This is a genomic window from Bradyrhizobium sp. USDA 4504, assembly GCF_054063995.1.
In genome coordinates this window covers 7,088,759-7,101,669 of sequence record NZ_JBSSGV010000001.1, presented here as the reverse complement: position 1 = coordinate 7,101,669, position 12,911 = coordinate 7,088,759, and the positions used below count along the sequence as shown (strand labels likewise).

Below are 12,911 nucleotides of genomic sequence, written 5' to 3'. Positions count from 1 at the left end.
CCCCAAAAAGGAAGCCCGGTCAGAGGACCGGGCACCTTGCGCGTTGCGGCGCAATATAGTCAGAAAACGCCAAAAAACAATGATTTATTGGCTGTTTGGAGGGCTGATTTTGGTTCCAAAGGCGGGTTTTGAGGGGCTTTCAGGTCCTACTTCCGGGTAATCGCGAACACGATCAGGCCAAGCCCACCCAGCGCCACCATCATCACGAACATGGTGATGGGGTCGCCGCCGGCCCCGGCGCCCATCTTGGCGTTGAGAATGGCGCACAGGACGCCAGGGATCAGCAGGATCACCCCTACCACCAGCATGAGGGCGGTCAGGCAGCCGTTGCGCTGTCTCTGTTCCGGGTTTTGCAGAAAACTGCTCACGATACCCCGGACTAGCGTCCCTTAATCGCGGCGCGGATCAGCATCACGCCGGCGAAGCAGACCGCGAGCCCGAGCAGGATCAGGAAGAGAATGGAGGGATCGGTTTTCGACTCGCTCAGGACGCCGAACCCGAACAGCAGGGCGCAGAGCCCCGGCAGCAGCAGGACCAGCCCGAACAGCACCATGAACGCGGTGGCGCAGCCGCTGCGTGGTGACGGTGGCGGCGGGACGTATTGGTAGGGTGGCTCCGGTGGTGCAGGCGGGATGGGCGGTGGATTGGTCTCGCTCATCGCGGCGCCTCCTCGCTTTGCCGGGCTTCACGATAGGTCTGGCCGGCCAGCGCGGCGCGGATGCCGTCGATCTTTCCGTCACGGTAGAACAGATTGTAGGTGTCGAACGGGATGATCGCGCCGCTTTCGGTGACGAAGTGGATGCAGCTTCGCTTGACGTTGCCGACACAGAAATTGAAGCGGTCGAGAAACTGCACGATGGTGACGCGGAACACGTTCTCGTAGGTCAGCCCCTCCGGCACCTCGAAGCTCGGCAGGCAGCACAGCAATTCGCAGACCCGCTCCGATGTGTTCAGCGGCCCCGACGACAGCGAGAACAGGTCGACAAACTTCTCCCGCAACACCGGATACTTCTCCGGGCTGATGGTGTTGGGCATCACGGCGATGAGCTGCTCCTGCGGGATCAGCGAGGTCAATGGCAGCACCTTGTCGCCGTTGCGCAGGCCGTAGCCGATCGAGATGCTCTCGGGATTGCAGGGCAACGGGATCATGTCGTCAGCGCCGAACACCCCGGTCTCGATCACGCGCCGGCGGATCTCCGACAGCATGATGCGGTCGGTGTCCTTGTTGAAATGCTCGTTGCGGCCGGCATCCTGCACCGGCTGCAGCGTGACGCCGCGGACGCACTTCCAGGTCAGCGCGTGGCGGACGATGTCGCCGGTCTCGCCGTCGTTGATGCCGCGCTTGATGGTCGCGACCAGCGTGGTCGAGACGCCCTCGCGCTCGAGACTCTCCAGTGCCTGTTGGCGGATCTTGCGTAAGTCCGCGCCGCGCAGATTGACCAGCGCCTCGCGCTGCAGCGAATCGAACTGCAGATAGACCTCAAGCCCGCGCTTGTTCTCGGCGAGCTTCGCCACGAAGTCGGGCTCGCGCGCGATCCTGAGGCCGTTGGTATTGATCATGACATGGCGGATCGGGCGGGCACGCACCGCATCCAGAATGGCGAAGAAATCCGGATGCAGCGTCGGCTCGCCGCCGGAGATCTGCACCAGGTCGGGCTCGCCCTCGCTCGCGACCAGCGCGTCCAGCATCTTCTCGATCTTCGCCAGCGGCGTGAAGCTGGTGCGCGCCGGCGAGGAATCCGCAAAGCACACCGGGCAGGTTAAATTGCAATGCTCGGTAATCTCGATCAGCGCCAGGCAGGAGTGCTGCTCGTGGTCGGGGCACAGCCCGCAATCATAGGGGCAGCCGAATTCGGTGTGGCGCTGGAACGCGAGCGGCCGGTCGCCGGGCTTGATGAAATCCTTGCACAGTCGCCAATAGGCCGCATCCGTCGAGACCAGCGTCGACTGCACGCCATGCTGCTTGCAGCGCTTCTCGTACCAGACCTCGTTGCCTGATATCTGGATCTTGGTCGGCACCAGGGTGAGGCAAGTTTCGCATAGCGACTGGGTCTGGCCCCAGAAGATGTAAGGGCGGGCCTTACGCAGCGGCGCGTTCATGCTTCAAGCTCACATTCGGCGCCGTCGCCAGCATGACGGCGGCGTAAATCATGACAAACAGCGACAGCAGGTGAAACAGCGAGAATGGTCCGATCAGCGCGCCATAGGGCTTGATGAATTCCCACAGGAAGCGCTGCAGCCCGTAGTAGAACAGCACGAGGTAGAATCCGTTGGTGATGACGGCGGCATTTCGGTTCAATACGGCCCAGACATAGAATGCCGCGAACCCCGCCATCGCCAGGCTTTCATAGAGCTGCACCGGATGGCGCAGCACGCCGTCGCCGAAATCATGGCCCCAGGGCAGCATGGTCGGCGTGCCATAGGTGAAGTCCTCGAGCCCCGCGAAATAGCAGCCGAGACGGCCGACCGCGACGCCGATCGCAAGCGGCAGCGCGAACCGCGCGCCGGTGCGCAACGAAATCCCGTGTCGCCATTTGTAGAGCTCGATCGCGACGATGCCGCCGGCCAGCGCGCCCTCGACCGAGCGGGCGATGCCGGACATGCCGGAGAACCACAGGTTCAGCGTGCCGAGGATGTAGGCGCCGATGCCGGCGCCGAATACCAGCGCGGCGATGTAGGTGAGCTCGAAGGATTGCCGCGGGAATTGCAGCCCCCGCACCCGGGACAGCCACCACATCGCGATGGCCGCCGCGCCCCATGCTGCGACGTCGAAAACGGCGTGAAGTTCAGCCCCACTCATGAGGCGAGTGTAGCGCGGTTTTCGCGGTCCGCGATAGCGGCTTCCCGATTGCAATGGCGGAACGAGGTTATAACCCGTCCGCCTGGGAGCGGCGGGCTGATGGACCACACCGGCGACGCCAGCCCGCAAAACGACAAAGGCTGTAACCGCGCCAGAACGGATATAGCCGATGTTACGGCGTCCATCCGAAGCGCTATATCCGAACTGACGGCTGGGCTTTCGACCTTACCAAGATGACATTCTGTCCGGAGTGCAAAACCCGTCCCGATTGCGCGGAGCGATTGCGATGAGGAAGGCTACGATGGATTTTTCGCGGATGTCGGACGGGATCCGGCTGCATCACGCCTTTCATCGCGACGATGGGCACGATGGTGACGACGAGTCGGGTCCGGCACCGAGCAGCCCGTTTGCAGGGCTCTATGCGCATCCCGCGACGTCGAATTCCCCGCCCTATGACTCTGGCCCAGGCCAATCCGACCATCCCACCGCGTCGGGGGTCGACACGTACGGCCACGTCGGCAACCACACTGCGGCGAGCCTGGATGCTTCGGCAACGAAGCCTGCTGCCGGCGCATCCCATTCCGCGACGGGCATCGTTTCGATCGAGAGCGGGGCGAACACCGCCGGGAACGGCGGAGACGGTTACTTTTACGGAGGTATCATTCACGCGTCCCTGTTGATCTATGAACCGATCAACATTTCGGTGAGTTTGGGATACGGCTCGGCCGCCGTGGCCAACCAGTCCAACGATTTGAATGTCGATCAATCCGCCTTTCAGATCGCCGGCGTCGGCGGACATGGTGGGAATGACAACCTTGCATCGGGGGGCAGCATCAGTGCTTCCCTGGGCCCCGGCGTGATCGGGAGCGGCGACAACGGCGCCGGAAATGGCGGCAGCGGCCATTTCTCGGGTGCGTTGGTGGACGCTCCCGTGGTGATCTATCATCCGATCAATATTGCGGTGGCGAGCTCAGGCGGCACGGCCCATGCAAGTCAATCGAACACAGTCGACATCGATCAATCGGCTACGCAGGTCGCGGGCGTCGGCGGCAGTGGCGGAAATGGCAATGTGGCCGTCGGCGGCAGCATCATCACGCTCGACCCCAGCTGGGGATCAAGCAACGGAGGGAGTGTCTGGGACGTTCAAACGGGCGGGAGTCAGGCCGGCAATGGCGGCGACGGCGCGTTCCACGGGAGTCTCGTGCATTCCTCGATCTTGGTGTACGACCCGATCAACATCGCAGTCGCGGGCTATGGCTCCAACGTTCATTCAGTCCAGACGAATGACGCTAACGTGGATCAATCCGTAGTTCAGATCGCCGCTATGGGCGGGCACGGCGGCAATGGCAACGCCGCGACGGGCGGCCATGCAAGCCTTCTTTCCCACGGCTTGTGGGGCGGCTCCGACACGATTGCGACCGGCTCGAACGGCGCAGGCAACGGCGGCAACGGCTATTTTGCCGGCAGCCTGATCGATGTCAGCGTCGCGATCTATGCACCCATCAATATCGCAATCGCGGGGCCCCATTCGACGGCCGTGGCCGATCAGGTCAACAATGTGCACATCGACCAGAGTGCGGTCCAGATTGCCGGACTTGGTGGGGACGGCGGCTACGGCAATCTCGCGCTGGGTGGCGATCTTTCCGCCCATCTTCTGTCCGATCTTCACCTGTTGGCATAGCGAAACATCGCACCGCTCGCGCAGGCCGGTCGCAAGGTAGCGGACTCCCTGCGCATGCAAATCTCGCGCAGGGGCGCCTCCCGATGTTTCGAGCTCCGATGTTGCGCGACGAATGTCATACTTTCGTACGTAGGTCGACCAAGCCGGATGGTGTCCGATTTGACATCTATCGGCAGCGCGCATCGCCGGATCAGACTCGCCCGTGCGCGTCCGCCTGATCGGGATGGATGATGCACGACAGCCAACACAAGGACGGAGGCTCAAATGTTGCCCAAGGCGATCAGCATCTCGGATTCGATCGAATTCAAATCGATCAACACCGGTGGTCAAAGTGTCGGAAATGGCGGCGACGGTACCTTCAAGGGAGCTATCATCAGCAAGCCGACCCTCAACTTCGATCCAACCAACAAGGCAGAAGGCGCCGATGTGCATGTGAACACCGGCGACCACGTCACTCAGACCGCAGATTGGGACGCCGGCGGCGCAAACGCGACGGCCTCGGTGTTTGCGAAGGCCCATGGCGGAAGCGCCGAGTCGAACGGAAGCCAGAAATCCTACAGCGGCCACGATACCTCCAAGGTATATGCCAATACGGATGCCACTCAGATCAACAAGCTCGCGGTGGACCAGCACCAGGAGGTCCTGGCCGGCATCGGCGGCAATGGCGGAGACGGCAACGCCGCGCTGGGTGGAGAAGTGAGCTTCCACCTCGATACATTCTGACCATCGGCTCGTCCGACCACGGCGGGACCGGCGGCCATTGCTGCCGGTCCCGCAGTTCAAGCCGATGCCCGCCGATGCCCTGCCGATGCGCTTCTTGGCAGATCGCGTTGGCCGTCGGGCAAGTGCGCCGGACTCCGATTTCAGGCGGTGACGATCATGCTGATGCCGCCCATTCGGTTGCCTGTCCTGCCGCAGATCTCGACGCCACTGCACGCGGCCCTTTGGTCCTGTGCGGGACCGCTTGGTCTCGTATTCGCGTATAGCTGCAGCTACAACCTGCTTTTGTTTGCGCCCTCCATCTACCTTCTTCAGATCTATGACAGGGTGTTGTCGAGCCGGAGCGGCGACACGCTGCTCCTGCTCACGCTCATTGTCGCGATCACGGTCGTGGTCGGCGGCGTGTTCGATGCCTTGCGGCGCGCTGTCCTGGGTCGCCTTGGCGCCTGGCTCGACGATCGGCTCCGTCCTTGCGTGCTTTCGGCCAGCCTCGAATCCGCGTTTCGCAGCGATTGGACGCGGGCTTCGGACGCATATCGGGATCTCACCGCGCTGCGCCAGTTCATCGATTCCGGCGCATGTCCGATGCTGTTCGACGCACTCTGGGCGCCCCTGTTCCTCCTGGTCCTCTTTCTCATCCATCCCCTGCTTGGCGTGGTAGGCGCCTGCTGTGTGGCTTTCCTCTTCGCTCTCACGGTTGCCGGAGATCTGGTTACCGAGGACGTTCTGCTCAGATCCGGCGCCGCGCTGTCCAGAAGCTACGGCCGCCTCCAGGCCGCCGCAGGCAACATCCATATGATCCGCGCCATGGGAATGCTCGATAGCGCTGCGCGCGCGATCTATCATGACGCGCAGCAGGCACGCATAGAGCACGATGTGGCAGTCCGGCGAAGCGAGATCGTGATGCTGGTCACCAAGCCGGTCCGCGCGCTGTCGCAGGTGTTGATAATGGGGGCTGCCGCGTGGCTTGTCCTCGAGCACGGAAAGAGTCCGGCGATCATTTTTGCTTCGACACTGATGTTCAGCCGCGCGCTCGCGCCGGTCGAAAGTGCGATCGCAGGCTGGAAGTCACTCAGGACGGCCGTGCGTGCCTGTCAGCGGCTCGACGCGGTTCTCGCCGCGTCCCCCGCCGCCGGACAGCAGGATCCGGAGGTTTCGCAGCGGCAGGCGTCGAGCGGTCTCGTTGTCGACAACGTCGGCGTGAGGCTATCGGGGACCAATCACCTGCTGCTGAACGGTGTCTCGTTCACGCTCGCGAGCGGAGAATGTCTTGGCATTATCGGTGCGTCCGGGTCAGGCAAGTCCCTGCTTGGCCGGGTGATTGCCGGGCTGTCGACGCCAACTCATGGCTGTGTCCTGCTCGACAATACCGACGTCTCGCTGCTTCGCGAGGGCCTAAGCGGTCACCGTCTCGGTTATCTCCCCCAGGACATCGACCTGCTCGGCGATACGATAAGCGATATCATCGCACGGCTTGATGATGCCGATCGGCGGAAGGTCGTGGAAGCGGCCAAGCTGGTCGGAATTCATGAGGCGATCATGCGCCTGCCGAACGGGTACGACACGGTGATTCACCGTGAAAAATCCTTCTCGCGCGGATATCGGCAGCGCCTCGGTCTTGCCCGGGCCTTTTTCGGCGGTCCACGCCTGATCGTTCTCGACGAACCGAATGCCAGTCTCGATTACGGGGGCGAGCGAATGCTGCTGGACGCTATCGAGCGCATGAAGCTCGCCGGTGTCATCCTGGTCGTCGTCACTCATCGTATGGGTCTCCTCGCAGCCACAGACAAGATTGCCATTATGGAAGAGGGGGCGGTCGTCGCTTTCGGCGACAGCGAGGAAATCTTTGAGCGGCACCTGAACCGACCCCAGGTTACATCGCGGATTGCGCCATGATCCGCAATCCTCTCACCATCTGGAAGCTTCCCACGATATCGAGGCTACCCACGATCTGGGACCGGCTCGTGCGAGCGCCGGCAAGCCCCCCGCTCGCCGGACGGCTCGGAGTCGTGGTTACCGCGATCGACGATTTCGAGCCCCTCGAATATCCATGGTGTGCGACCCCGACACCCATCTCTCCGCGTAGACGGCTTCGCGGTATCACGCTGGCGGGCAACCTGCTGGTGCTCTGCTTCATGCTGGGGCTTGGCACATGGGCGTGCCTCGCGCCTCTCGAGAGCGCCGCGATCGCTTCCGGCGTCGTGGAATCAGAATCGAGCCGCAAGACGATTCAGCACCTGGAAGGCGGGATCGTCAGGAAGATCCTGGTTGCGGACGGCGATATCGTGCGAAGCGGACAGACGCTGATCGCGCTGGACGACACACGGCCCGGTTCGGAGGTGCAAAGCCTTCAAGGCCAGTTGTGGGATGCAATTGCTCGTGCCGCACGGCTTCAGGCCGAGCAGCAGAACTTCGAGAGCATCGCAATCCCGAGCGCGCTGGAGCAGGACAGCAAGCGAAATGGGGTGGCCGCCGCCGCGGTATCGGCGCAGCAGTTCATTTTTCTGGCGCGCCGGCAGGTTCATGAGTCGCAGCTTGCGGTCGTTCGCGAACGGAGGCTTCAAGTCGAGAGGGAGATCGAAGGTCTCAAGGCTCAGCAGAACGCTACCGGGCAGCGGGTCGACATCGTCCGGGAAGAACTGGATATGGTCACGACGCTCGTGAACAAGGGACTCGAACGGCGGCCGCGGCTTCTGAACCTGCAACGTGAACTGGCCGACGTTGAGGGGCGCCGCGGCGAGATCACCGCGCAGATTTCTCGCGCCGGGCAGGTCATCAGCGAGCAGCAGGCCACATTGTTCAAGCTCGAGAGCGACAGGCAGAGCGAGATCGCACAGTCGCTTCGTGAAGCACAGAACCAGATGTTCCAGCTCCGCGAACGGTTGCTTGCGGCCAGGGACCAGCTATCGCGAACGGAGGTGAAGGCGCCTGAGGACGGCGCGATAACCGACTTGCGGATCCATACGACGGGCGGCGTCATCGGGGCGGGTGCTCCGCTCATGGAGCTGGTGCCGCGGCAAGACCGCCTCATCGTGACCGCCCGCCTGAGGCCCGAGGACATTGATGTGGTTCATCCCGGCCTCAATGCCGAGGTGCATCTCGTGCCGTACAATCAGCGTCGCGTACCGCGCCTGAAGGGAATCGTCGTGCACGTATCGGCAGACCGGCTACTCGACAAGCGTACCGACCAGCCATACTACGCGACCAAGATCCGGATCGACGATGCGCAGATCGCCGCAAACGACTTCCAGATCGTCCCCGGTATGCCGGTTCAAGTGTTCATCACCACGGGGCGCGGTACCGTCGCACTTTACGCGCTCAGGCCCCTGCTCGACAGCTTCCGCGGTGCATTCAGAGAGGATTGATCCCGCTCAGCGTGACTAGGTCTCCGGCATTGGGGCTGTGCCCGGGTCGTGATCGCGATTCTGCGCGAGCGACCGGCCGCGCCAGCGGAGGACCGCTTCCGTGCGATTGTGAGCGGCACATTTCCTCATGATGTGCTGAATGTGCATTTTGACGGTGCTTTCCGAGAGCTTCAATTTGGCTGCGATCAGCTTGTTGGGCAGGCCGAGCTCCAATTCCGCGAGAACGTGCTGCTCTCGAGGCGTGAGACCGCTCCTGTCGATGGCCGCCCTGGCTGCCTCGTTCATCAGATATGCGGACGCAAGCCCGCGCGCGTCCGGCGGATCGAAACCCGGCATCCTGTTCATCTCGGCGACCGGCAACGGCCTGTAGACGCCGCCGACAAGAACAAGGCGCAGGCCGGCTATGACGACCTCGATTGGTAGCGAGGTGGGAAGAAAGCCGCGAACACCCCGCTGCATCGCGGCTTGCGCGGTCGGCTCGTCGTCATGGTTTGACAGGATTGCGACGGCGGCATTGGGACAGTGCTCGGCCACGAAGGCGAGATCGTCCTCGACCGAGGGATCGCCGATGGGCTTGTCCGCGATGCTCAGCAGCACCAGACGAACGTCGCGGGTTGACATGCAGTCCAGGCCTCGGACTGTTGCCATGTCGAGGATCTCGAAGTCGGCCAATTCCCGCCTGAGGACGTTAAGAATACATGTGCGGGGCAACAGGTGCGGCTCGATGATCACCAGAACCGGTACGTGAAGCGCTCCATTGAGCCGTTTTGAGGTTATGTCGTCCATGATTTCCTCGGAATGAAAAGAATTTCTGCGACAGTCCCATCGATCCGTATTGCGCATTTACCGTTGCGGCATTCATCCTGAATGCATCATCACGCGCAGCCCCGACATCAGGATCGCATCCATTGCGGGATAGCCTGGCGCCTCGGTGGGAAATTCTTTCCGCTCAAATCATTTGGACGCGCGCCGTGGCGCGGTCGACGCATCCCCTATTTGCAGATATTTCGATACGCCGTTGACGCCGCCGACCCCGACTTGCCGTCGACGACATACGCTTCATCCTCCTTCACAAGATACAGAAACGGCCTCCCTCCAGTCTCTCCGCCCGACGCACTTCTTCCTTTCACGCGCCCGCAAATCGTATCCACGGCGCGTCCGAACGTGTTCTTTCGCATGGCGCGCTTCATGTCGCTGAATTCGGCCGATCCCGGATCCTCTATCTGCGCTGCAATCGTGACCTTCGCTTTGGTGAGGACAGGATCTGCCATGTCCGCGGCGTGTTCGGGTGTCGGGACGTTGATCCTCGTCCGCGGGGACGCCGCCTTGGCGAGGTCGGGCGGTCCGTGTTTCTTCGATGATGGTCTCCTGCCGGATTTTGCCGGGGTTGCAGAATTCGATTTGACGATCGCAGGCGCGGGCGCTAACGCCGCCGGCACTGGCTCCGTGGGTCGGGCGACTGCAACCTTGTCGAAACAGGGTCTTGACTCACACCCAAGGAAATCCCCTCGGGAAGGCGCGAACCAGCCAAAGCCGATCAGGATTCCTGCCAGCGCTCCGACAAAAAGCAGTCCCATCCGATTCCCCTCCTCGGGAGCTCGGTTCGCACTCATAACTAGGACTAATTCCGCGCTGGTGATCCTATCTGTTGCGCAAAAGCGTTAAGCGCTCATTAAGCGCGCGGGGTTGGGGCGATAGGACGAACCCCTACGGCGATATCGGGTTCAGCGTCGGCTTCCGGAAGCATGGCGGATGCGACGAATAATGAGTACACACCCTAGTTCTGCGGGTTGTCCTCGCTTGGATACACGCCGCGCAGCACTTCCTCGAAATGATCCTTGACGGCGTCGTTGCACAGGCAAGAGCGCTGCCGCAGCTTGTCCGCGTCGCGGATCACGATCGCGCCGCGACGCGTCTCGAGCACGCCTTCCGCCTTGAAGTTCTGGATCACGCGGCTGGTGTAGCTGCGGCCGACGCCGAGCAAAGTCGAGAGCTGTTCATGCGTGAGTGGCACCATGCCGTTGCCATTGGTGCGCTCCATCGCCGAGATGATCCATTTCGCCGCGCGCTGCTCGATCGAGTGGATCGCATTGCAGGCGGTCGACTGAAAGATCTGCGCCAGCATACAATCGGCATAGCGCGCGAAGATGTTGCGCACGGAGATCGACGTCAGCTTGGCGGCGTCGAGCTTGCTGACCGGCAGCCGCGCGAACGGGCCGCCGAACTTGACGGTGATGCGGGTGTAGGCCGGCAGGAAGCCCTGGCTGACGATGCCGCCGACCGCGCCCTCGCGACCGACCAGGATGGTCTCGACATCGCGGCCGTCCTCATTGGGCACCATGTAGGACGCAAGGCTTGGCCCGCATGGAAAATGCACGGTCTGGACGTCGTCGCCGGGATTGTAGAGCAGATCGCCGGCCGCGGCCTCGACCAAGGCAAGGTGCGGCGCGATCAGTTCGTAATCGGCGGCGTTCAGCCGGCGCAAAAGATTGTTGAACGGCCGGTCACTCGTCCCGGCCAACTCGGTCCGTTTCGTGATCATTGGAAATCCTGAGAACCCAACGCGGACCATAATCGGAAAGTTCCCAGATTTATGTTCACTAGTGAACAGACGCGGCAGCCCGCGATGTGATGGGTTTCACCTCGGGAACAGCCGGCGTGCTTTCAGGCGCCGGTCGCGGGCCAATCCGGCCGGACTGATCCGGTCTTTCATCCATGCTTTAAAAACGGAAACTGGCACGCCATGGACTTCACCCCCAATGCCGGCATGCCCGGTGACGTCCTCGTGGTTGAGGACGATCCGATCATCTCGCTCTATTTCGAGGACACCATCCTCGGCTTCGGCGCCCGGACGGTGCGCACCGCCACGAACGTCGCCCGGGCGCTCGAGCTGATCGCCGAACGCGCGCCGGATTTCGCGCTGCTCGACGTCGGCCTCGTCAGGGGCGAGAAGACGTTCGCCATCGCCGAGCGGCTGGATGCGCTGAAGGTGCCGTTCGCGTTCGTCACGGGCTATGGTGCGGACATCCGGCTGCCGGCATCGCTCGCCGACAAACCGCGGCTGACCAAGCCGTGCTCGGGCGAGGCGCTGGAGGCGGCGCTGCGAAACGGACGTTGACGCATTGCCGGCTTCGGCCTCGCCGTCGGCGCGTTCGTCGTCTACCATCCAGCCTGTCGGATTCGGTGACGCAAGCGCTTCGGGAAAGCGTCATGGTGGTCAGGATTTTTGCCGCGCCCGCAGCCGCGCTCGCTCTCGGGCTGCTGCCAGCGCCGCCGTTCGGCTCGGCCGTCGTCGGTCGCTTCGTGTCGCCAGCTCTCGCTACGCCGGCCGCACTTTCGAGCGAGCAATCGGCCGCGCTTGAGACCTATGACAAAGCCTTGAAGGGCTTCGAGTCGATCCTGCGCCAGCGCCGCGCGCAGATCGATGCCAATCAGCCGCTGCCCGACTTGCCGGGCCAGGCGATCTATCTGGCCCGTGTCGAGATGATGAGCGCCTACAAGGACCTCACCGATGCGCTTCCGTCCAGGATTGGCAGACCCAACAGATTCGGAATCCCCCCGGCCTACTTCAACGCCGACGATGAGCCGCTGCTCGATGAGTACAGGAAGCTCTTCGACGTCATGGAGGCGCCGCCCGCCGGTGCGCAAACATCCGATACGCCATTCAAGGACGTGGTCGATCTGGCGACGGTGATCGCGCGCGCCAAGGGTCTGGATGCCGCCGACGCCGCCGTCGCGGGCCGTATCAGCCTCGGCCTCTTCTTTGCCGAGACGAACGGCAAGCAGAATGCGGGCAATGCACGATCGAACACCTATAAAGGAAGCCTGCAGACCGGCCCGTCCGAGGATCGCGACGGCCGAAGGAAATGGGCTGCCATCAAGGGGTCGATCGCGACGCTCGATCCTGCGCTGAGCCGTCGCGACGACCGGGAAGAGGCGCGGGTCGGCAACCTCGACCACAGGTTCAATCACTGGACCGCCGTGCGGGACGGCCTCATGAACGCACACGCCGAACTTTTCCCGCAGGTCGCGGCGATCCAGAAAGCGCTGCCGGACCCGATCGATCAGATGAAGGTCTTTGAGCTGATCCAGATCATTCCCACGCCGACCAGGGCAGCGCTCAAATCGGGCAACCTCGTCGGCTACAGAATTTCCGATCCCAGGATCATGCGATATCTGCGCAACAACAGCGTCTTCGCGTTCGGCCGGGCCGACCGGGTAAGAACATCCGCGACCTTCCGCGAGATCCTCGATGCGATGTGGCTGTTCAACGCCAAGTTCGAGCAGGCGCTTGCCAAGTTCAAGGAGATCAAGTCGGGCAAGCCGGGCTGAGGAGGAGTCGATC

The 12,911-nt window shown here is 62.7% G+C and carries 13 protein-coding genes; 6 read left to right on the top strand and 7 right to left on the bottom strand.

All coding sequences use genetic code 11. The features are described 5' to 3' along the window. Positions 1-146 precede the first annotated feature (146 nt). From ACVMB1_RS33260 to ACVMB1_RS33245, 4 genes are read right to left on the bottom strand one after another with little or no spacing between them, the layout of a single operon-like run. Entirely contained in the window at positions 147-368 is a 222-nt protein-coding gene (locus ACVMB1_RS33260; protein ID WP_076834974.1) for a hypothetical protein, read from the bottom strand. Between the two features lie 11 nt (positions 369-379). Continuing rightward, positions 380-658, bottom strand: coding sequence for a hypothetical protein (locus tag ACVMB1_RS33255; RefSeq protein ID WP_076834973.1), 279 nt, complete (start codon positions 656-658; stop codon positions 380-382). Beyond that, entirely contained in the window at positions 655-2,100 is a 1,446-nt protein-coding gene (locus ACVMB1_RS33250; protein WP_076834972.1) for a radical SAM protein, read from the bottom strand. The genes ACVMB1_RS33255 and ACVMB1_RS33250 overlap by 4 nt, the downstream gene beginning before the upstream one ends. Next, positions 2,081-2,800 carry a prolipoprotein diacylglyceryl transferase gene (locus ACVMB1_RS33245; RefSeq protein ID WP_076834971.1) on the bottom strand — a complete coding sequence of 240 codons (720 nt, stop codon included), beginning with the start codon at positions 2,798-2,800 and terminating at the stop codon, positions 2,081-2,083. Before ACVMB1_RS33245 ends, ACVMB1_RS33250 begins: the two co-directional genes overlap by 20 nt. A 301-nt stretch (positions 2,801-3,101) precedes the next feature. On the opposite strand from ACVMB1_RS33245, the gene ACVMB1_RS33240 reads away from it, so the two are divergent. From ACVMB1_RS33240 to ACVMB1_RS33225, 4 genes are all read left to right on the top strand, one after another. Next, the gene (locus ACVMB1_RS33240) at positions 3,102-4,481 is read left to right on the top strand and encodes a hypothetical protein (RefSeq protein WP_244559036.1); all 1,380 of its coding nucleotides are present in this window, start codon (positions 3,102-3,104) and stop codon (positions 4,479-4,481) included. A gap of 264 nt (positions 4,482-4,745) precedes the next feature. Then, positions 4,746-5,204, top strand: a complete 459-nt coding sequence (locus tag ACVMB1_RS33235; RefSeq protein ID WP_028343759.1) for a hypothetical protein — start codon at positions 4,746-4,748, stop codon at positions 5,202-5,204. Positions 5,205-5,360: 156 nt separating this feature from the next. After that, positions 5,361-7,097: a type I secretion system permease/ATPase gene (locus ACVMB1_RS33230; RefSeq protein WP_083715240.1), complete on the top strand. Its 1,737-nt coding sequence runs from the start codon at positions 5,361-5,363 to the stop codon at positions 7,095-7,097. Then, complete coding sequence (locus ACVMB1_RS33225; RefSeq protein WP_076834968.1) at positions 7,094-8,566, top strand: HlyD family type I secretion periplasmic adaptor subunit; 1,473 nt, start codon at positions 7,094-7,096, stop codon at positions 8,564-8,566. Before ACVMB1_RS33230 ends, ACVMB1_RS33225 begins: the two co-directional genes overlap by 4 nt. Positions 8,567-8,581: 15 nt before the next feature. On the opposite strand, the gene ACVMB1_RS33220 is transcribed toward ACVMB1_RS33225, so the two are convergent. The 3 genes from ACVMB1_RS33220 to ACVMB1_RS33210 form a co-directional block, all read right to left on the bottom strand. Next, on the bottom strand, positions 8,582-9,352 hold the full coding sequence (locus tag ACVMB1_RS33220) for a response regulator transcription factor (protein ID WP_057021302.1): 771 nt from the start codon (positions 9,350-9,352) through the stop codon (positions 8,582-8,584). Between the two features lie 206 nt (positions 9,353-9,558). After that, the gene (locus ACVMB1_RS33215; protein WP_244559035.1) at positions 9,559-10,143 is read right to left on the bottom strand and encodes a hypothetical protein; all 585 of its coding nucleotides are present in this window, start codon (positions 10,141-10,143) and stop codon (positions 9,559-9,561) included. Between the two features lie 200 nt (positions 10,144-10,343). Next, a complete protein-coding gene (locus ACVMB1_RS33210) occupies positions 10,344-11,108 on the bottom strand; it encodes a Crp/Fnr family transcriptional regulator (protein ID WP_057021301.1) in 765 nt (254 codons plus the stop codon). A gap of 201 nt (positions 11,109-11,309) precedes the next feature. Between ACVMB1_RS33210 and ACVMB1_RS33205 the strand changes: the two genes are divergently transcribed. Both ACVMB1_RS33205 and ACVMB1_RS33200 read left to right on the top strand, forming a co-directional pair. Then, a complete protein-coding gene (locus tag ACVMB1_RS33205) occupies positions 11,310-11,684 on the top strand; it encodes a response regulator (protein ID WP_076834966.1) in 375 nt (124 codons plus the stop codon). A 92-nt stretch (positions 11,685-11,776) separates the two neighbouring features. Next, positions 11,777-12,898 carry a hypothetical protein gene (locus ACVMB1_RS33200; RefSeq protein ID WP_076834965.1) on the top strand — a complete coding sequence of 374 codons (1,122 nt, stop codon included), beginning with the start codon at positions 11,777-11,779 and terminating at the stop codon, positions 12,896-12,898. Positions 12,899-12,911 lie beyond the last annotated feature (13 nt).